Origin of the sequence: Thauera phenylacetica B4P, assembly GCF_000310225.1 — a bacterium.
GTDB classification, from domain to species: domain Bacteria; phylum Pseudomonadota; class Gammaproteobacteria; order Burkholderiales; family Rhodocyclaceae; genus Thauera; species Thauera phenylacetica.
Genome location: NZ_AMXF01000006.1, coordinates 1 through 17,597 on the forward strand (window position 1 = coordinate 1; position 17,597 = coordinate 17,597).

The following is a 17,597-nucleotide window of genomic DNA, read 5'->3' on the forward strand; positions in this document are numbered from 1 at the left end:
GCAACACTTCGCGGCCAATCCGCTTCGATCCGATCTCCACCCGCGCTCGAAGTAGGCAAGAACGCCGCTCGGTTACCGCTTACGGCAAGGCGGGAATGCGCAGCTTTCCGCGCTTGTCGGCTGGCCGACAACGAGCGCAGCGAGGCGTCAGCAAGTAGCCCATCCAGCATTTGAAAAATGCGAGTAGCCCCGGCAAGGGAGCCGGTGGGCATACCTGCGTACCCGCCGACGGCGGGCCGTCCATAGCCTTGCGCTGTGGGCGGGCAGGTTGTCCACGGGCGGACGCGCAGCGACCAGCGGGAGCGAAGGCTGTTTCCTCTTGTCCCTTCGTTGCCGTTACGTTATCATAACGTAACACGTTACGATGTTACGATGCAAAGGAGGTAGCCATGCAGCAGGTCGTCACTCAACAGGCGGTTGATGCCGCCGCTGATGCCATCGTCGCCGCAGGCGGCAAGCCCACCTTCCGACTGATCCAGCAGCGGGTCGGCGGATCGTTCACCACGCTCAAGCCGATGCTGGCTGACTGGGAGACCCGGCGCGAGAAAGGCGAAGAGGCTGCCGTAGAAGTGCCGGACGCCCTGCTGGCACGCGGGGCAGACCTCGTGCGCAGCATCTACGCCGAGGTAGCTCAGCAGGCGCGGGTGGAGTCCGAGGCAGTGCGCAAGGATGCGGAGGCCCGCGTGAACGCAATGAAGGCCGAACTGGCCGAGGCGACCGAAGAAATCGCCCGACTGGAAGCGCAGGATGCCGCCCGTGCTGATGAGCTTACCGCGTTGCGAGAGGCAAATCGGGCGCTGGAATTGAAGGTTGGCCGTCTGGAAGAGCGTGCCGAGCACGCGACGCGCATGGAGGCGGAGCTTCGCGAGACTCGCTCTGCTCTTGGGAAGGCCGAGCAGCAGGTGATCGACCTGCAAGGGCAGCTTGCCAAGGCTGGCGATGTTCAGCGGCAGCTTGCCAGCCTCGAAGAGCGGCTGGCAGCGGCTGGCGTTGCGCCGAAGGGTGTCAAGAAAAACAGGAGCGAGTGATGCCGACCGCCGCCGAATATCAGAAATTGGCCGACGAGCTTCGGCAGCTTGGTGCGGTGTTCACTCAGGCAATCAATCTGGGCGATCAGGAACTTGCATTGTGGGCAGCCGGGGCGCTGTCGAGTGCTGCCGCCCAGCCAGCCTGGTGGGCGCGTGAGGCTGCCGAAAACGAAGCGGCGGCTGTTGCCGCCGCCATCATCATGAAAGCCCGGCAGGGGTAGGCTTACTGCTCCTCCATCACCTCCTGCTCGATCCGCATCTGGAGCATCGAGATGTATGCCAGCAGCGTGATTTTCTCGACGAGATCAAATCGGTCGCAGTAGATGACCAGTTCCTCGCGGCGGTATTCCCGCTGCCGTCGGCAACTAGACGGAATCAGCACGATCCGAGGTTCTGGCCTGCGTTTTCGGGGCGCGAACGGCAGCAACTCCAAGATCACGCCGGGGCACGAGCGCATGGCCTGGACAAACCTCTGCCGTTCTTCCTTCTCCATGCAGAGACGTTCCATCACGTCTGGATGTAGAAACACAAACATGTTGCCTTCCTCCGCTATTGGATGCTGCGCGACACGCCGCCGCGCTGCGCCCGATCATGTGCTGTGGCAGTCTGCTTGCGCAGCCGCTCAGTCTTCTGTGACGTGTAGGTGGCCAGCAGAGCTTCGACACGCTCCTTCTTGCGGTAGATCGCCTCAGACAAGTAGTTGCTGACGCCAACGGCATGGACGTAATCCGACCAGAGCGCCCGGCTGGATACCTTGGTGACGTTGTTGTTCCACTCGGCGTCGCCGAACCGGCGTCCGGCCTCGGTCAGCAGCATCTCTTGGGTACTCATCGTCTGGTAGCCGCCAATCGGCGCGGTCGGTAGCGAGCCGTAGCCGTCCTTGTCCGACAGCCACTCGGTGGGAGACTTGCCCTCGGCAGCGGCCAGCGCCGCGTCCGCATTCGCCGCCGCGACTTGTGCTGGCTCGAACTTGACGTTCGGAGCTACGCCACCGGGAGGGACGCTGCCGAACAGGATGGCGTGCTGCTCCTTAGTGTCCTTGCCCAAAATCGGGTAGTGCTGCGGATTGCCGTCTTGGATCGGGAACGTCGCGCAGAAATACGGGGCCGGATCGGTCTTCCAGCCGATACCTTGCTGCTGATTGAACGCGGACGGCAGTTGGCCGGGGTTGAAGGTGCCTTTCGATGCGCTCTGAGTGAAAGCCTTGGCGCGGGCCTCATCTTTCTGCGCGGTGCCGTAGGTGAAGTGCAGGTGCTTCACCATCGCGTCGCTGGGTGTGTTCCCGGACAGGCCAATGTACTGCCCGGCTTTGACCTCCATGCCCTGTTTCAGGCCGGTGGCAAAGCCGCTCATGTGGTAGTACGCCACCACGTCGCCATTGCTGCGCTCGATGAGGATCGCGTTGCCCGCCGAGCGCCGGTTGCCGATGAAGGTGATCTTGCCGTCCGTGGTGGCGTACAGGGGCTGCGATGCGCCGCTGGTCGAGAAATCCAGACCATCGTGCATGTGCGGCTTCTGGTTGGCGCTGCCGAAGTTCCCCGCACCTTCACCCCGGAATTTGCCGAAGCGCCCGGAGACGGTTTGCTTTTCGGTTGGCGACACCATGCAGGTATTGGCCAGTGCCGGAGTCACGGCCACCAGTGCGGCCAGAGCAAGCAGCTTGTGCATGGTCATGGCTCCCGGTACTCGTTTTCGTGGGCGGCATAGGTGCCGTCGATGGTGCAGGTCAGTTGCACCGATTCCGGCCCGAAGGGCTGATCGGCCATCAGGCCACCCATCGGGGTTTTGCGGTTGTGAGCACGGTCATCCTCAACGATGTAAAACAGCGTGTTTTTGGTCATTTTGGGTGATGTTCGAGGCCTGAAGTCCCTCATCTTCGATGACCAAAAGTTTTTCTGAAATATCAGCGCGTTATCGACTCCGTTCGGGCACGGTTTGTGCTTTACGTACTGGCGCGCGCTGCGTGCAGAGTCAGCCCTACTGCCTGGCGACAACTCGCCCGGAACGTAGGCGTTGTCAAGGCTGCGGGCGTAGCCCGCACCCGAAGGGCATGGCCTTGAAAACGCCGGAGTGCAGGGCACCCTCGCGTTCAAGCAGAAGGGCGGATCGGCGTTCATGCGGCAGTTCACCATCGCGGAGGGTGACCATCACAACATCAAATCCGGTGATCACACTCAGAAAGCCGTCTATGAGGCGTTCGCCGCCCGTCTGGACGCTGACACAGACTTCCACAGCGGGCCGGTCGCCAAAACTCCCGGCCATCCGTGGTGGCTGACATGGGAGATACACAGCCACATCTATGAGCTGGGCGAGCTGGCCGACTATGTGGAGCTGGCCGTGTCCTCGCCGTGGGGTAAAGGGCCGCAGCTCGATGAGGTCAGCCATTCGCGGCACTGCATCTTGTTCGAGCACCTGCGCTACTACGCCTATTCCATCGTCAACCGCGAGCGCGAAAAGGGGTCATTCTCGACCTTCACCCGCTTGCTGGAAGCCTACGCACATAACCGCAACAGTTTCCAGAAGCTCGGCTTCTCCGGCGACCTGCCCCTGTCCTCGCTGCGCGCCACGGTGAAATCGGTCGCCCGCTGGACATGGGATCGTTACAGGGGCGATAGCCGCTGCCATCGAGGCGTGATGCAGCTCGATAAGGACTTGCCGCTGGTTGAGCGGCAGCGACTTGCAGCCGCACGCACGCACGAGGTCAGGCAGAAGGCCACAGAGTCCAAGGTTCGGGCTGCCTGCCGCCAGCTCCAGCAGAAGGGCGAAACCCTCACTCAAGCCGCTATTGCGCGTCTGGCGGGCCTCTCTCGACAGACAGTCGCGGCCTATAAGCATGTCCTGGCCGAAGTGCTCAAGCCAGCAGTTGTCGCCGTATTGGAGGTGGTCGCAGCACCCAGATCGGATGTTAAGCATGGTGTACATCAGGTATCTGCCCCCCGTGCCTCGTTGGTTGATTTGATTGCCAAGGGGTTGGATTTGGAGCCTCTCGATTCTTCGTAGTGCTGTCTGGGGGGCTTTCGCTTTTGAGTAGCCCCAGCATTTTTTAAATGCGAGTAGCCGTAAGGAGGGCGGTGGGTAACTCGCCAGAGTTATCCACGGGCCGACGCGCAGCGCCGAAGGCGCGAAGTAGTAGTCCTGCCGCCCATCGGGCGGCTTCCCCCTCGGGGTGATGGATGGAGGTTTGTTGGTGATGGCAAAGAGATCATTTAGCCCTGAGCTGCTGGAGTCGCTTCGGTCGATGGTTGTGACAAAGGCTCTTGATGCCCTCGGGCTGCATTGGAAGCGCGATCCGGATTTTCAGCCGGTGAAGGATGCGGCCACGATCCGGTTGCATGTTGCAGTTGGTGGCCAGGTTTTCGAGCTGCTGGTGACTGGTGCCAAGTTTTTCGATACCCGTGCAGACAAAGGTGGTGGCGGTGCGATTGATCTGGCTATGCACCTCTTGCGGCTCGACTTCGTTGCGGCGGTTAAGCGGTTGTCGTCCTCGCGTGTTTCCAGCGTTTGAGTGGTGGATTTCAAGCCTTCGGCGACCGCGAAACCTTGCCGGTTTCGGGCTTCCCGCGTCCGATCTTGCCGGACTGGCCGCGTGGGCAGGCTCGGTGGGCTACGCCCTTGAACCTACCCACACGTAGAGGCTATTCAACAGCATCCGCGTCAAGGGGCCGTGTCCTCGCTGCGCTGCGGGCCGCACCAACCCCTTGACCCGGTTCTTTCGCGCCCTTTGGGCGCTGCGCGTCGGCCCGTGGATAACTCTGGCGAGTTACCCACCGCCCTCCTTACGGCTACTCGTCATTTAAAAAATGACCGGAGCTACTTGAAAAGCAGCTTGCTGCTTCCTGCCGGTGGTGTCGTGACGCCAAGATGGTGATGTGTTTTCACTTGCCCATCGGAGGCCCAAGTCATGCAAGTCACCATCCGTCGATTTCCCTGTGCTCGTGTTCGAGCGTTCGTTCACGTCGAACGTGTCTTCGAGGCCGCGTGCGGCATCGGTGACGATCTCGTCGAGCCTGTCCTGCTGGCCGAGGTCTGCCAGCGCGAAGCGGTCTGTCCGCATCTTCACCAATGCCCTCTGCGGAGCCGGGCGACGGCGACGGAATAGCGCAGTCTTTCCGGCGTCGGCGGCTGGCCAGCCAACGCGCCGCAGGCGAGGCGGCAGCTCGTGCTCGACATCCGGGAGGACAGGCGACCTTTTTAGTTTGTTAGTTTATTTGTTTGTTTCTTTGTTTGTTGTGTTATAATGAGGCCATCATGTGATGGAGGATCGGTTATGCGCCCTGCTGAGTTTTCCCCGGAAGAGATCGTCGCGGCTGGTGAAGCCCTTGTGGCCGCTGGTCGCAATGTGACCGGCTTTGCCCTGCGCCAGAAGGTCGGTGGCGGCAACCCCAATCGCCTCAAGCAAGTGTGGGACGAGCATTTGGCTGCGAAGAACACGACGGAGGCTGAGCCTGTGGCGGAGCTGCCAGTCGAGGTGGCTGAGGAAGTCGCTGCTGTCACCAAGTCGCTTACTGAGCGACTTGCGACGTTGGCCGTCGAGCTGAACGACAAGGCGGTCAAGGCTGCTGAGCGCCGGGTCGCCGAAGTGTTGCGCACTGCTGGTGAGCAGCGTGAGCAGGCGGAGCGGGAGCTGGTCGATGCCGCACAGACGGTTGACGAGCTGGAGACACGGTTGGACGAGTCGCAGGCGGAAGTTGAATCGCTGGAAAGGCGGCTCAGTGAGGCTCAGTCTCATGGGCAGGCGCAGGCGGTCGAGCTGGCCCAGTTGCGTGAGCGTCTGGTTGCCACTGAGCAAGCTGCACGGGCCACTGCTGATGCCCACGAAGCCGTGCGCTCGGAGCTGGATGCTGCCCGTCGCGACGCAGGCGTGAAGATCGAGGCGCTGCGGGATGAGCTGGCTCAGTTGCGTGAGCGATTGGCGGCGTCTGAACAAGCGGCCAAGGTTGCAGCGGAAACTCACGCTCGCGAGCTGGAGCAGGCGCACTCTGAAACGAAGACGGTACGGGCCGAGCTTGATGCGGCTCGTCGTGAGGCTTCAGAGAAGATTGAGGCGCTGAGAGGTGAGTTGGCCGAGCAAAAGGCCAAAGCCGCTGCTGATGCTCAGGCACACGCCGATTACCGGGCGCGGATGGAGCAGGATGCAGCGCGGATTACCGAGCTGCTGGGGCAGGCAAAAGAGGCTCAGGAGGTTGCTCGGCATGATGCGGCAGAAGCCCGTGAATCTGCTGCAAAGCTGGCGGGTCAGTTGGAGGCTGTACAGGCTCAGAATGCCTCTCTACTTGCGGCTGTCCAGCAGAGGTCTGATCGCGGTTCGGGTGGCAAATGAGTCAAGGATGTGCGTCGGATGATGTGAGGCTGCTGACCCCGGCAGAGCTGGATGCTTTGCGTGATGAAATGCAACGTGATGGCGAGTGGGCGCGTGAAGAGCTAGCTCGTCGTCGAGCGGCAAGGATTGCCACGGTTCAAGCCGCGCTTGAGGATGACGACAATGCCGACACCTGATGAACTACAGCAACTCTCAGATGACATCCGCCGTGCTGGTGCGATGCTCGTTCAGGTGGCCCATGACGGCGATCCTGAAATCCTGATGATGATCGTCAATGTGCTTAACGCATGTGCAGCAAAACCTGCATGGTGGGCGCGTGAGGCGCAGGCTGCTGAGGTCGATCAGATCGTTGCCGACATCATTGAGCGTGCGCGGTCAGGATGATTGCGATGAAACGCAAACAAATGCCAGTTGGCCGACTCACGCCTTGTCCTCTCGAGTGGTGCGAAACTGGCCCATTGCCACGGTCAGCCAGTAGGCCGCCTGATATTGCGGCCACGCTGCATACTCTGGATCGGCTGCGCGATTCTGGACACGCTCATAGAGCGTGCGAACACGATCAGCGACGGGGCCGCCCGGCTGCTCAATGATGGCGTGCAGCAGCCCGGCAAATGCCTCGTGGTCGCCACGGTTGATGATCTCGTCGATGCCCGCCAACGATTCCAGCGGATCGCCGGAAAGCCGGACTGACTCTGTATGCTCGCCCTCTGCGCCTAGCTGTCGATCCATCGCCCGACAGACCCAGCGCACAAACGCCTCCCACCCTTCCCGCGTGATAACGTCTCGGCCCTCGTGCTGGAAAAAATACTGATCGCGGGCAGTCGTCGGCCATGTCCACCGCAGCAGCCGCTGCCGCAACTCAAACGGCACACGATCCACATACACGCCGTCCCTATCGCCAAATTCTTGGAAGTAGTCCGACCGGAAAAACAGGAATTGCAGGCTGTTGAGTTTGTCGATTGCCATCAGTCAGCCCCTGTCGCTCGCCAGCTCGATCAGGCATCCTATGTCATCTAGTGCCACGGTCAGCGCGTCGGATCGTGCTTGCCGGACATCGACTCTCATATAGTGGTACTTTGGGGTGCAATGTGCCGTTGCGCCACAGGCATCGGCAAGCACCTTGATTGCCCACCGCCACCTCTCCCAGTGAGGACGATCAGGCCAGCGGTCACGCTGGGGCCAGTCGTCGGGGCGGTCGAGTGGATGCCACCCGGCCTCGATGTCGTCCAGCATCTGCCCGATGATTGTCAGCGCCCGCACCGTATCCGGCGACGGCTCGCCAAGCTCGGCGGCCAGAACGGCAAGTGCCGGGCGTGCTCTGGCGGCGGCTCGCTGTAGATCGTTCATCGTTGCATCCATCGTTTCAGTCGCTCGACGAACGTCATCGGTTTCTTTTTAGCTGGCTCAGTGAGAGGATTCTTCGTCACCCATATGGGTAGTTCAAGAGGCAATACGATTGCTTCCTTGATTACTTTCCTATCTGTTTCTGTTCTCTCACTTGTTGCCACGCATCTACCCTCTTCATGCACCTATGCCGATGGCTGAGCAGGCTGTTGCTGATCTTCGATAGCCGTTGCACTACCCGCTTCGCGGCCTTTCTTGCGTGTTGCCGTTCCGCTTCCAGCTCTCTTCAGGTAGCTGCGCAGCGTTGGTGTTGCCAGAGATACACCAAGCTGCTTTAGCTGCTCGCTGACCTGCTCCAGAGTATAGCCACGGGCCTGCATTGCTTTGATGTCCTTTGCAAGCAGCTTGATGGCCTCTTGCTTGCTGACCGGGCGTTTCTTGTTCTCAACGGCAGGTAGTTCTTTCAGCTTTGCGCTGATCTGCTCGACATGCTCAACGGTGAGTGTAGCCATGTGCTTGCTCCATTCCTGTAATCAACAAAACTCGCTTGACATCATACGCTTTTGCGTGTTCAGAGGCAACGCGCTATGATAGCCGAATCATGGCTGTAAGCAGACATGCAGGACGGCCATTGTATGACACATGCCGGAACGCTTCGCGCCCCGACCTGTATCATTCAATGGACGCCACTTGTTCGGCGCTGCGCTTCTCACAAGATGGCTCTTTCGTCCTGCCCCCTCGCGCCGGGGGTGGCGTTTGCAGCTTGCTATCAAGCAGTTTTCAAGGGGGGTTGCAAGGGTGCCGTTCGTTTGCATTGGCGATGAGCCGCTTACAGCAAAGCTCGCGCTGCGGTTACAGCCAGATGAGCGCGATGCGCTGCGTGCCGAGGCGGATGCACGCGGTGTCAGCATGAGCGCCCTTGTCCGTGATCTGTACTTCGGCGCTCCCGTTGTCAGTGATGTGAATCGTGATCTGGTTGCAGAGTTGATCCGGCTTGGCGCTGTAGTTCGCTCCGCGTGGGATGCTTCCGCTGCAAGCCAGTCACCCTACTTCCCTCCTCTCGCGGAGGCCATTGTTGATCTGCAAAAGTTCGCTCGGACACTGGCCGGAAAGATCAAGCCGAGCCGCGTCCGGCATGATCGCGCCGCTGATGTTGTCGAGTTCGTTGGAAGGTCAGATGGCGTGGCACTGGAAGCTATTGTGACGTTGCGTCTTCTGCCCGCAGAAAAAGACCAACTTGCGTTGGATGCGGAGATGGCGGGTATTACACCCGGCGCACTCGTTCGACGTCGGATATTCGGTCGCCCGGTGTCTGCGAACATAAATCGCGTGATGCAGCGGCGTATCCGGTCGCTGATGGCGATGTTGCAACATTTCCTCGCAGAGCATCGTAGTCGGGACTACCCAGAGATTTATACGACGCGGAGTGTACTGGCGGCGCTCTTCAAGAGGCTGGGACATGATCTCAAAGCACATTCGTAACCCAGATGCGAAGGCCGCGAAGCATCGTCGCATTATCAAGCTGGTCGAGTACATCCTCAATCCACAGACTGAGAGCGCGACGGAGAAATGCGTCTATCACGGCGCACGCGGGTTCATCACTGCTGAACGGTCGATGCAGCTTGGCGAGATGATCGCACTTTCGGAAGATGCCACGCGAAGCAAGAACACTGTGGAGCATTTTGTTCTGAGCTTGCGGGAGGGCGAGAAGCCGACACCTGAGCAGGTCGAGGAGATGATAACGATCTGGCTCAGGGAACTTGGGTTGAGCGATTGTCAGATTATCTATGGTCTGCACGAGGACACTGATAACTACCACCTGCACATAGCAGTCAACCGGATGCACCCTGAGCGACTGGAGTGCATCAAGATCAACGGTGGCTTCTCGAGGGAAGCGGAGCATCGGGCGATTGCATTGATCGAGCACGCGCAAGGCTGGAAGTCCGAGAGAAATGCTCGATACACGGTGCTTCCAGACGGCACGCTGGCCTACCGAGGCGAGAACGGTGAGGCTGTGCCGGATGCGGGCTGGTCGGCTGATTTGGCACTCAGACGGCGGCAAACCGATGACCGTAAAGAGCTGCGGCGACGGCATGAGCGTGAGCGGCGAGAGTTGGAGGCTGTTGAAGCTACGAAGGCGCAGCGGCAGGCGGCGCTCGATGAGCTGAGAACACGCCAGCTTGCTGAGCAGTTGGCGCAGAAAACGCAGCAGAAGGCGGAGCGCGTGGCATTGCGTAGCGCCCTCCCCGCCTCTCGGGCACGTGAAAATGTCGCGATCAGCCAGCGAGCCATCGACATCGAAACTCGCACAGGCGTGCAGAGTGCCGAGCGTACCGCCAAAGAGGTTGCCGGGCCGATCTTGCGGTCGGCATCGAGTTGGGCGCAGTTGCACGCGGAGCTGGCCGCCGTGGGGTGCCGCTTCGAGCGCGAAGGGAGCGGTGCATTGATCTGGGTTGGAGACACGCCCGTCAAGGCCAGCCAAGCCTGCCGAAAGTCATCCTTGCCTAAGTTGGAGAAGCGTCTGGGTGCATATGAGCCTGCTCCCGAAGGGATGGTGATTTCAGAGCGGGAGTTGGAGCCACTCAAGCCGGATGCGCCTCGCATGAGCGACTACATGCGCGAGCGGCGGCAGTACGAGCGGGAGCGGAAACAGGAAACGGCAGCACTGCGCGAGCGTCATCGACTGGAACAAGAGGCCGCGTGGTCACGCTACGAAGCGCGGCGCGATGCACTGCTGGCTGGCCATGCGGGCAGGAATCGGTATGCCTTGGGCGCTGTTGCACGCGCTGAGTGGCTGGCCGAACGGGATGAGCTGATCCAGCGGCAGAGCGGCGAGCGCCACCGGCTGCGGAAACGGTTGCCAGCTTTCCCCGGCGTCGAGGACTGGTATCGGCGATTGGATGAGCCAGGACTGGCCGAACTTTGGCGACATCGAAATAGCGATCAGGCGCTGCTGGTCGGCGACGCGGACACCCCTGCCCTGCCCCCTCGGGACATCCGGGCGTTCGTGGCCGAGGTGCGTGGGCGTCAGGTTGTATTCCGGCGACCGGATGATGCAGGCCCTGCATTTGTTGATTGTGGTCGGCGGATCGACGTGACTGCCGCGAGTGATCGTGATGCGGCACGGGCGGCGCTGCAACTGGCGAAGGCGAAGTGGGGGCGGGTCACGGTCAGCGGGCCACCTGAGTATCAGCAGATGATGCTGGAGCTGGCTGCGGAGATGGGGGTGCAGATTGCAAACCCCGAGCTGCAAGAGCGGCTGAATGTGGAGATCGAACGCCGCAGGCCCGTCCCAGTGCCAACGGCAAAGCCAGACTGGTCGCGGTATCGGTCAGTGGCTTCCGGTGGGGTGCGCTCCCCTGCTCGAATGACTGGCGAGCGCGATCCGCGGTGGCCTCAATTTGAGCGGGCCATGCTCCAGATCGGGCAGTTCGAGCTGGGTGTGTCGGCTGTGGTGCTGATGGGACAGCTTGAGATTGCCAAGGGCACGGTGACTGAGCGTCTTGGCGCTGCGGAGCGGTCTGGCAGGTCGGTTGATGACGTGGCCCGCGAGCTGGCCACCGCAGCAGCGCGAGCCGAGGCCGAGGCATTCCAGCGACAGCTTGACGCGGCTGAACGAGAGCAGGCGCGTCCTGACATGCATCCCGACGAGCCAGAGGGGCCGGGTTGGTGAGGGGGGCGATTCAGCGTGGACTCTGCTCCATATACGCCCACACCTTGAGATAGCTATATATCTTTCAAGATAGCTAGCTATCTAAATATGGTGGTGAGAGTGTGTTGGGATGGTGTGCGCTTGGTGGTTAGAAGGTGGTGACAAGGTGGTCAGATGGTGCTGCCTGTGTGGTGACAGCGTGGCGGGATGGTGGCTCTATGGTGGTGGCTTGGTGTTGCCTTCCATCTTGTTACCACAATGCCGCCACATAGTTTGATAGCGAGCTAGATAGCTATCAGGGAGGATGGGTGCAAAAACGGTGCGACTGCTCCCGAAATGACGGATGATAACGAGCTAGATATATAGCTAGCTATCAAGAATTTGGAGGAAGGATGCCTGCTCTTGTCCCGGAACTGGTGAATGCGGCAATTGATGCCTCGGTGTCGCCCGGCGATTTGTTACGCCGGGCGCTGGTTGTTGCGCGGCGTCTGGCCGTGCCTGAGCTGGTCGATTGGATCAGCAGCGAACTGAATGGCTACTACTCAGGAGAGGTGCCTGACTATCGTCGGGTGCAGGGGCAGTTGATGGCCGAGAATCCGATCAATGGCCCGATCCCGTTTTTTGCGCCGCCAGACATGGCCGAGCTGCTGTCGGACTTCGAGGTGCGACAGTCGGTGCCGGAGCTGATGCAGCTTGCTCAGAGCACAACCGGCATTTACAGCCACTTTCCGGCCAACATCGAGCACACGCTGATGCAAATGATGCGCGAGGCGAACGGTGTGACGATGCGCCCGGCGCTCAGGTTTTCCACCGTGCAGGTGCAGGGTGTCATCGAGAAGGTGCGGAGTCGGGTGCTCGAATGGGCGCTTGATCTGGAGGCTAAAGGCGTGCTCGGGGAAGGCATGACGTTCACTCAGCAGGAGAAGCAGACGGTGCAGCAGCAGCATTACCACTTCGGAGACGTAAGCGGCTCCCAAATCCAGATCGGATCGAATAGCTCTAACCAGACCCAGACTCAAACAGGCGGTGACATGGCTGCGCTGTCAGCCTTGATTGAGCTGCTGCGCGATGCCATCCAGCAGGGACGCATCGAAGCCGAGGTGCGCGATGAATTGCAGGCAGAGCTGGCGACATTGCAGGCTCAGGCTGCATCACCGAAGCCCAAGTGGGCCATCATCAAAGCGACCGCAGGAAGCATCAAAGCCGTGTTGGAAAACGCGGCAGGTGGCGTACTTGCGGCGCAGGCGCTGCCGTACCTGACGGCGCTGCTGTGATAGCTAGCTATCTAGCTTTGCTGTGGATGGGCCAGAAACGACAAACCCGCCAGTAGGCGGGTCTGTCGAGGAATTGGGGTGGCCCTGCATAACAGGGCCAGAACGAACCTAGTGTCATCACCAGTATGGTGGCCGGGAGAGGACTGAGCCTAGGGCTGCGAACCAAGTATAGCAACACATGGGCGGGGTGGGGCGCGGTTGATAGCTATATAGCTATCTATCAGTGTTCAAAAAACGGTGGTTTCTCAGGCATCCAAGCAGCGGCCATAAATGTCATTTTCAGAAGACGACTGCACCAGTTGATTGGGCGTAATGGCTGTTGTGCAGCCAGCTCCTGACAGTTCAATATCAGAAGTGATCTGCACCAATCTCGACTATGCTCAATACTCGTGTGCACCAAAGCGAGGTGAGCATGGCGACGGACACCCCACGGATTCCAGAACAAGGCGTGGCCACTCTGCCTGATGAGGCTTGGGAGCGTGCGCGCCGTCGTGCGGAGATCATCAGTCCGTTGGCGCAGTCGGAGACGGTCGGGCACGAAGCGGCCGATATGGCGGCTCAGGCGCTGGGCTTGTCTCGGCGCCAGGTATACGTTCTGATCCGGCGTGCCCGGCAAGGCAGCGGCCTCGTGACGGATCTGGTGCCCGGCCAGTCCGGTGGAGGTAAAGGTAAGGGGCGCTTGCCGGAACCGGTCGAGCGCGTCATCCACGAGCTACTGCAAAAGCGGTTCCTGACCAAGCAGAAGCGCAGCCTAGCGGCCTTTCACCGCGAAGTCACTCAGGTGTGCAAGGCTCAAAAACTGCGAGTGCCGGCGCGCAATACCGTGGCCTTACGGATCGCTAGCCTTGACCCGCGCAAGGTCATCCGCCGGCGGGAAGGCCAGGATGCCGCTCGTGACCTACAAGGTGTGGGCGGCGAGCCTCCTGCCGTGACCGCGCCGCTGGAGCAGGTGCAGATAGACCATACGGTCATCGACCTGATCGTGGTCGATGACCGCGACCGGCAACCTATTGGCCGCCCGTACCTGACCCTCGCCATCGACGTGTTCACCCGCTGCGTGCTCGGCATGGTCGTCACGCTGGAAGCGCCGTCTGCCGTTTCGGTTGGCCTGTGCCTCGTGCATGTCGCCTGCGACAAGCGCCCTTGGCTGGAAGGACTGAACGTGGAAATGGATTGGCAGATGAGCGGCAAGCCCTTGCTGCTCTACCTAGACAACGCGGCCGAGTTCAAGAGCGAGGCCCTGCGCCGGGGTTGCGAGCAGCATGGCATCCGGCTGGACTATCGCCCGCTGGGACAGCCGCACTATGGCGGCATCGTGGAACGGATCATCGGCACGGCGATGCAGATGATTCACGACGAACTGCCGGGAACGACCTTCTCCAACCCTGACCAGCGCGGCGACTACGATTCCGAAAACAAGGCCGCCCTGACGCTGCGCGAGCTAGAGCGCTGGCTCACATTGGCGGTCGGCACCTACCACGGTTCGGTGCACAACGGCCTGCTCCAACCGCCGGCCGCGCGCTGGGCCGAGGCCGTGGCGCGTGTCGGCGTACCGGCCGTCGTCACACGCGCTACTTCGTTCCTGGTCGATTTTCTGCCGATCCTCCGGCGCACGCTGACCCGCACCGGCTTTGTCATCGACCACATCCACTACTACGCCGATGCGCTCAAGCCGTGGATTGCGCGGCGTGAACGCTGGCCGTCCTTTCTGATCCGGCGCGATCCGCGCGACATCAGCCGTATCTGGGTCCTGGAACCGGAGGGACAGCATTACCTGGAAATTCCCTACCGTACCTTGTCGCATCCGGCTGTCACCCTCTGGGAACAACGGCAGGCGCTGGCGAAACTGCGGCAGCAAGGGCGCGAACAGGTGGATGAGTCGGCGCTGTTCCGCATGATCGGCCAGATGCGTGAGATTGTGACCAGCGCGCAGAAGGCCACACGCAAGGCGCGGCGTGACGCGGATCGCCGCCAGCACCTCAAGACATCAGCTCGGCCGGACAAGCCCGTTCCGCCGGATACGGATATTGCCGACCCGCAGGCAGACAACTTGCCACCCGCCAAACCGTTCGACCAGATTGAGGAGTGGTAGCCGTGGACGAATATCCCATCATCGACCTGTCCCACCTGCTGCCGGCGGCCCAGGGCTTGGCCCGTCTTCCGGCGGACGAGCGCATCCAGCGCCTTCGCGCCGACCGCTGGATCGGCTATCCGCGCGCAGTCGAGGCGCTGAACCGGCTGGAAGCCCTTTATGCGTGGCCAAACAAGCAACGCATGCCCAACCTGCTGCTGGTTGGCCCGACCAACAATGGCAAGTCGATGATCGTCGAGAAGTTCCGCCGCACCCACCCGGCCAGCTCCGACGCCGACCAGGAGCACATCCCGGTGTTGGTCGTGCAGATGCCGTCCGAGCCGTCCGTGATCCGCTTCTACGTCGCGCTGCTCGCCGCGATGGGCGCGCCGCTGCGCCCACGCCCACGGTTGCCGGAAATGGAGCAACTGGCTCTGGCACTGCTGCGCAAGGTCGGCGTGCGCATGCTGGTGATCGACGAGCTGCACAACGTGCTGGCCGGCAACAGCGTCAACCGCCGGGAATTCCTCAACCTGCTGCGCTTCCTCGGCAACGAACTGCGCATCCCGTTGGTTGGGGTAGGCACGCGCGACGCCTACCTAGCCATCCGCTCCGATGACCAGTTGGAAAATCGCTTCGAGCCGATGATGCTGCCGGTATGGGAGGCCAACGACGATTGCTGCTCACTGCTGGCCAGCTTCGCCGCTTCGCTCCCGCTGCGCCGGCCTTCCCCAATTGCCACGCTGGACATGGCTCGCTACCTGCTCACACGCAGCGAGGGCACCATAGGGGAACTGGCGCACTTGCTGATGGCGGCGGCCATCGTCGCCGTGGAGAGCGGCGAGGAAGCGATCAACCATCGCACACTCAGCATGGCCATATCGACAACCTCTCGCGCAACCAAGACATCGCGGTCGGACTGCAAGTGATCTTGAAGCCACGGGCCCGTCCCACCCCGACATGGACCTCGATGCCCGAACGGACGTTAGATTTCGAGTTCTAGGCGTTCTGCGATGAAGGTTGGATCCCAGCCGGGATTGAAAGTGTCGACGTGGGTGAATCCGAGCCGCTCGTATAGGCCACGCAGGTTCGGGTGGCAGTCGAGCCGCAGCTTGGCGCACCCCTGCGTTCGCGCGGCATGGCGGCAAGCCTCGATCAGCGCGGAGCTGACACCCCGGCCCGCATGTGTCCGTCGCACCGCGAGCTTGTGCAGATATGCGGCCTCCCCCTTGAGGGCGTCGGGCCAGAACTCGGGATCCTCGGCCGACAAGGTGCAACAGCCGACGATGCCGTCGCTGCAACTCGCGACTAGGAGCTCGGATCTCAGGACGAAGGTCTCCGCGAATGTCCGGTCGATCCGCGCGACGTCCCAGGCGGGCGTTCCCTTGGCGGACATCCACGCCGCAGCGTCGTGCATCAGCCGCACAACCTCGTCGATATCACCCGAGCAGGCGACCCGAACGTTCGGAGGCTCCTCGCTGTCCATTCGCTCCCCTGGCGCGGTATGAACCGCCGCCTCATAGTGCAGTTTGATCCTGACGAGCCCAGCATGTCTGCGCCCACCTTCGCGGAACCTGACCAGGGTCCGCTAGCGGGCGGCCGGAAGGTGAATGCTAGGCATGATCTAACCCTCGGTCTCTGGCGTCGCGACTGCGAAATTTCGCGAGGGTTTCCGAGAAGGTGATTGCGCTTCGCAGATCTCCAGGCGCGTGGGTGCGGACGTAGTCAGCGCCATTGCCGATCGCGTGAAGTTCCGCCGCAAGGCTCGCTGGACCCAGATCCTTTACAGGAAGGCCAACGGTGGCGCCCAAGAAGGATTTCCGCGACACCGAGACCAATAGCGGAAGCCCCAACGCCGACTTCAGCTTTTGAAGGTTCGACAGCACGTGCAGCGATGTTTCCGGTGCGGGGCTCAAGAAAAATCCCATCCCCGGATCGAGGATGAGCCGGTCGGCAGCGACCCCGCTCCGTCGCAAGGCGGAAACCCGCGCCTCGAAGAACCGCACAATCTCGTCGAGCGCGTCTTCGGGTCGAAGGTGACCGGTGCGGGTGGCGATGCCATCCCGCTGCGCTGAGTGCATAACCACCAGCCTGCAGTCCGCCTCAGCAATATCGGGATAGAGCGCAGGGTCAGGAAATCCTTGGATATCGTTCAGGTAGCCCACGCCGCGCTTGAGCGCATAGCGCTGGGTTTCCGGTTGGAAGCTGTCGATTGAAACACGGTGCATCTGATCGGACAGGGCGTCTAAGAGCGGCGCAATACGTCTGATCTCATCGGCCGGCGATACAGGCCTCGCGTCCGGATGGCTGGCGGCCGGTCCGACATCCACGACGTCTGATCCGACTCGCAGCATTTCGATCGCCGCGGTGACAGCGCCGGCGGGGTCTAGCCGCCGGCTCTCATCGAAGAAGGAGTCCTCGGTGAGATTCAGAATGCCGAACACCGTCACCATGGCGTCGGCCTCCGCAGCGACTTCCACGATGGGGATCGGGCGAGCAAAAAGGCAGCAATTATGAGCCCCATACCTACAAAGCCCCACGCATCAAGCTTTTGCCCATGAAGCAACCAGGCAATGGCTGTAATTATGACGACGCCGAGTCCCGACCAGACTGCATAAGCAACACCGACAGGGATGGATTTCAGAACCAGAGAAAGAAAATAAAATGCGATGCCATAACCGATTATGACAACGGCGGAAGGGGCAAGCTTAGTAAAGCCCTCGCTAGATTTTAATGCGGATGTTGCGATTACTTCGCCAACTATTGCGATAACAAGAAAAAGCCAGCCTTTCATGATATATCTCCCAATTTGTGTAGGGCTTATTATGCACGCTTAAAAATAATAAAAGCAGACTTGACCTGATAGTTTGGCTGTGAGCAATTATGTGCTTAGTGCATCTAACGCATA

22 protein-coding genes are annotated in these 17,597 nt (G+C 61.0%); 12 read left to right on the forward strand and 10 right to left on the reverse strand.

The window, feature by feature from the left end; all coding sequences use genetic code 11:
- Positions 1 to 389: 389 nt before the first annotated feature.
- Positions 390 to 1,028 carry a DNA-binding protein gene (locus C667_RS02140; protein ID WP_004356254.1) on the forward strand — a complete coding sequence of 213 codons (639 nt, stop codon included), beginning with the start codon at positions 390 to 392 and terminating at the stop codon, positions 1,026 to 1,028.
- Positions 1,028 to 1,249, forward strand: a complete 222-nt coding sequence (locus tag C667_RS02145) for a hypothetical protein (protein ID WP_004356256.1) — start codon at positions 1,028 to 1,030, stop codon at positions 1,247 to 1,249. The genes C667_RS02140 and C667_RS02145 overlap by 1 nt, the downstream gene beginning before the upstream one ends.
- A gap of 2 nt (positions 1,250 to 1,251) precedes the next feature.
- On the opposite strand, the gene C667_RS02150 is transcribed toward C667_RS02145, so the two are convergent.
- Genes C667_RS02150 through C667_RS25470 form a run of 3 tightly spaced genes read right to left on the reverse strand, consistent with a single transcriptional unit; the run spans position 1,252 to position 2,869 of the window.
- Positions 1,252 to 1,521: a hypothetical protein gene (locus tag C667_RS02150; protein WP_157302108.1), complete on the reverse strand. Its 270-nt coding sequence runs from the start codon at positions 1,519 to 1,521 to the stop codon at positions 1,252 to 1,254.
- Between the two features lie 56 nt (positions 1,522 to 1,577).
- The gene (locus C667_RS02155) at positions 1,578 to 2,702 is read right to left on the reverse strand and encodes a M23 family metallopeptidase (protein WP_004356260.1); all 1,125 of its coding nucleotides are present in this window, start codon (positions 2,700 to 2,702) and stop codon (positions 1,578 to 1,580) included.
- Entirely contained in the window at positions 2,699 to 2,869 is a 171-nt protein-coding gene (locus tag C667_RS25470) for a hypothetical protein (protein ID WP_004356261.1), read from the reverse strand. The genes C667_RS02155 and C667_RS25470 overlap by 4 nt, the downstream gene beginning before the upstream one ends.
- Positions 2,870 to 3,098: 229 nt before the next feature.
- Between C667_RS25470 and C667_RS02160 the strand changes: the two genes are divergently transcribed.
- Positions 3,099 to 4,028, forward strand: coding sequence for a primase C-terminal domain-containing protein (locus C667_RS02160; RefSeq protein ID WP_004356263.1), 930 nt, complete (start codon positions 3,099 to 3,101; stop codon positions 4,026 to 4,028).
- Between the two features lie 190 nt (positions 4,029 to 4,218).
- Positions 4,219 to 4,533, forward strand: coding sequence for a hypothetical protein (locus C667_RS02165; RefSeq protein WP_039920606.1), 315 nt, complete (start codon positions 4,219 to 4,221; stop codon positions 4,531 to 4,533).
- A gap of 288 nt (positions 4,534 to 4,821) precedes the next feature.
- Here C667_RS02165 and C667_RS25475 read toward each other — a convergent pair whose 3' ends face one another.
- Positions 4,822 to 5,088, reverse strand: a complete 267-nt coding sequence (locus C667_RS25475; protein WP_058657698.1) for a hypothetical protein — start codon at positions 5,086 to 5,088, stop codon at positions 4,822 to 4,824.
- A gap of 207 nt (positions 5,089 to 5,295) precedes the next feature.
- On the opposite strand from C667_RS25475, the gene C667_RS24615 reads away from it, so the two are divergent.
- Genes C667_RS24615 through C667_RS25485 form a run of 3 tightly spaced genes read left to right on the forward strand, consistent with a single transcriptional unit; the run spans position 5,296 to position 6,732 of the window.
- On the forward strand, positions 5,296 to 6,348 hold the full coding sequence (locus C667_RS24615) for a DNA-binding protein (RefSeq protein WP_083881246.1): 1,053 nt from the start codon (positions 5,296 to 5,298) through the stop codon (positions 6,346 to 6,348).
- Positions 6,349 to 6,371: 23 nt separating this feature from the next.
- The gene (locus C667_RS25480; protein WP_196493490.1) at positions 6,372 to 6,524 is read left to right on the forward strand and encodes a hypothetical protein; all 153 of its coding nucleotides are present in this window, start codon (positions 6,372 to 6,374) and stop codon (positions 6,522 to 6,524) included.
- A complete protein-coding gene (locus tag C667_RS25485; protein WP_157302110.1) occupies positions 6,511 to 6,732 on the forward strand; it encodes a hypothetical protein in 222 nt (73 codons plus the stop codon). Before C667_RS25480 ends, C667_RS25485 begins: the two co-directional genes overlap by 14 nt.
- Positions 6,733 to 6,768: 36 nt before the next feature.
- On the opposite strand, the gene C667_RS02175 is transcribed toward C667_RS25485, so the two are convergent.
- From C667_RS02175 to C667_RS25490, 3 genes are all read right to left on the reverse strand, one after another.
- Positions 6,769 to 7,314 (reverse strand): hypothetical protein, encoded by a 546-nt coding sequence (locus C667_RS02175; protein WP_004356266.1) that lies wholly within the window; start codon positions 7,312 to 7,314, stop codon positions 6,769 to 6,771.
- A gap of 3 nt (positions 7,315 to 7,317) precedes the next feature.
- The gene (locus C667_RS02180) at positions 7,318 to 7,695 is read right to left on the reverse strand and encodes a hypothetical protein (RefSeq protein WP_004356268.1); all 378 of its coding nucleotides are present in this window, start codon (positions 7,693 to 7,695) and stop codon (positions 7,318 to 7,320) included.
- Between the two features lie 182 nt (positions 7,696 to 7,877).
- Positions 7,878 to 8,204: a hypothetical protein gene (locus tag C667_RS25490; protein ID WP_011222072.1), complete on the reverse strand. Its 327-nt coding sequence runs from the start codon at positions 8,202 to 8,204 to the stop codon at positions 7,878 to 7,880.
- Positions 8,205 to 8,448: 244 nt separating this feature from the next.
- Here C667_RS25490 and C667_RS24620 point away from each other — a divergent pair, with 244 nt between their 5' ends.
- The 5 genes from C667_RS24620 to C667_RS02200 all read left to right on the forward strand — a co-directional run bounded on the left by C667_RS24620 (position 8,449) and on the right by C667_RS02200 (position 15,618).
- A complete protein-coding gene (locus C667_RS24620) occupies positions 8,449 to 9,174 on the forward strand; it encodes a plasmid mobilization protein (RefSeq protein ID WP_157302112.1) in 726 nt (241 codons plus the stop codon).
- The gene (locus tag C667_RS02185; protein WP_004356272.1) at positions 9,152 to 11,365 is read left to right on the forward strand and encodes a relaxase/mobilization nuclease domain-containing protein; all 2,214 of its coding nucleotides are present in this window, start codon (positions 9,152 to 9,154) and stop codon (positions 11,363 to 11,365) included. Before C667_RS24620 ends, C667_RS02185 begins: the two co-directional genes overlap by 23 nt.
- Before the next feature lie 371 nt (positions 11,366 to 11,736).
- A complete protein-coding gene (locus C667_RS02190) occupies positions 11,737 to 12,618 on the forward strand; it encodes an AbiTii domain-containing protein (RefSeq protein ID WP_039920589.1) in 882 nt (293 codons plus the stop codon).
- 412 nt (positions 12,619 to 13,030) lie between these two features.
- Positions 13,031 to 14,710, forward strand: a complete 1,680-nt coding sequence (locus tag C667_RS02195; protein WP_000179844.1) for a TnsB C-terminal domain-containing protein — start codon at positions 13,031 to 13,033, stop codon at positions 14,708 to 14,710.
- Between the two features lie 2 nt (positions 14,711 to 14,712).
- Positions 14,713 to 15,618 carry a TniB family NTP-binding protein gene (locus tag C667_RS02200; RefSeq protein ID WP_004356276.1) on the forward strand — a complete coding sequence of 302 codons (906 nt, stop codon included), beginning with the start codon at positions 14,713 to 14,715 and terminating at the stop codon, positions 15,616 to 15,618.
- A gap of 56 nt (positions 15,619 to 15,674) precedes the next feature.
- Here the strand turns inward: C667_RS02200 and C667_RS02205 are convergent, their stop codons facing one another.
- The 3 genes from C667_RS02205 to C667_RS24635 form a co-directional block, all read right to left on the reverse strand.
- A complete protein-coding gene (locus C667_RS02205) occupies positions 15,675 to 16,175 on the reverse strand; it encodes a GNAT family N-acetyltransferase (protein WP_000376623.1) in 501 nt (166 codons plus the stop codon).
- 127 nt (positions 16,176 to 16,302) lie between these two features.
- On the reverse strand, positions 16,303 to 17,142 hold the full coding sequence (gene sul1 / locus C667_RS02210; protein WP_000259031.1) for a sulfonamide-resistant dihydropteroate synthase Sul1: 840 nt from the start codon (positions 17,140 to 17,142) through the stop codon (positions 16,303 to 16,305).
- Positions 17,136 to 17,483, reverse strand: a complete 348-nt coding sequence (locus C667_RS24635; RefSeq protein WP_000679427.1) for a quaternary ammonium compound efflux SMR transporter QacE delta 1 — start codon at positions 17,481 to 17,483, stop codon at positions 17,136 to 17,138. Before C667_RS24635 ends, sul1 begins: the two co-directional genes overlap by 7 nt.
- Between the last annotated feature and the right edge of the window lie 114 nt (positions 17,484 to 17,597).

What these genes read in the sequence shown, in the direction of transcription:
- C667_RS02140 (WP_004356254.1), top strand. Translation starts at nt 390, where the DNA reads ATGCAGCAGGTCGTCACTCAACAGGCGGTTGATGCCGCCGCTGATGCC.
- C667_RS02145 (WP_004356256.1), top strand. Translation starts at nt 1,028, where the DNA reads ATGCCGACCGCCGCCGAATATCAGAAATTGGCCGACGAGCTTCGGCAG.
- C667_RS02150 (WP_157302108.1), bottom strand. Translation starts at nt 1,521, where the DNA reads ATGGAGAAGGAAGAACGGCAGAGGTTTGTCCAGGCCATGCGCTCGTGC.
- C667_RS02155 (WP_004356260.1), bottom strand. Translation starts at nt 2,702, where the DNA reads ATGACCATGCACAAGCTGCTTGCTCTGGCCGCACTGGTGGCCGTGACT.
- C667_RS25470 (WP_004356261.1), bottom strand. Translation starts at nt 2,869, where the DNA reads ATGACCAAAAACACGCTGTTTTACATCGTTGAGGATGACCGTGCTCAC.
- C667_RS02165 (WP_039920606.1), top strand. Translation starts at nt 4,219, where the DNA reads ATGGCAAAGAGATCATTTAGCCCTGAGCTGCTGGAGTCGCTTCGGTCG.
- C667_RS24615 (WP_083881246.1), top strand. Translation starts at nt 5,296, where the DNA reads ATGCGCCCTGCTGAGTTTTCCCCGGAAGAGATCGTCGCGGCTGGTGAA.
- C667_RS25485 (WP_157302110.1), top strand. Translation starts at nt 6,511, where the DNA reads ATGCCGACACCTGATGAACTACAGCAACTCTCAGATGACATCCGCCGT.
- C667_RS02175 (WP_004356266.1), bottom strand. Translation starts at nt 7,314, where the DNA reads ATGGCAATCGACAAACTCAACAGCCTGCAATTCCTGTTTTTCCGGTCG.
- C667_RS02180 (WP_004356268.1), bottom strand. Translation starts at nt 7,695, where the DNA reads ATGAACGATCTACAGCGAGCCGCCGCCAGAGCACGCCCGGCACTTGCC.
- C667_RS25490 (WP_011222072.1), bottom strand. Translation starts at nt 8,204, where the DNA reads ATGGCTACACTCACCGTTGAGCATGTCGAGCAGATCAGCGCAAAGCTG.
- C667_RS02185 (WP_004356272.1), top strand. Translation starts at nt 9,152, where the DNA reads ATGATCTCAAAGCACATTCGTAACCCAGATGCGAAGGCCGCGAAGCAT.
- C667_RS02190 (WP_039920589.1), top strand. Translation starts at nt 11,737, where the DNA reads ATGCCTGCTCTTGTCCCGGAACTGGTGAATGCGGCAATTGATGCCTCG.
- C667_RS02195 (WP_000179844.1), top strand. Translation starts at nt 13,031, where the DNA reads ATGGCGACGGACACCCCACGGATTCCAGAACAAGGCGTGGCCACTCTG.
- C667_RS02205 (WP_000376623.1), bottom strand. Translation starts at nt 16,175, where the DNA reads ATGGACAGCGAGGAGCCTCCGAACGTTCGGGTCGCCTGCTCGGGTGAT.
- sul1 (WP_000259031.1), bottom strand. Translation starts at nt 17,142, where the DNA reads ATGGTGACGGTGTTCGGCATTCTGAATCTCACCGAGGACTCCTTCTTC.
- C667_RS24635 (WP_000679427.1), bottom strand. Translation starts at nt 17,483, where the DNA reads ATGAAAGGCTGGCTTTTTCTTGTTATCGCAATAGTTGGCGAAGTAATC.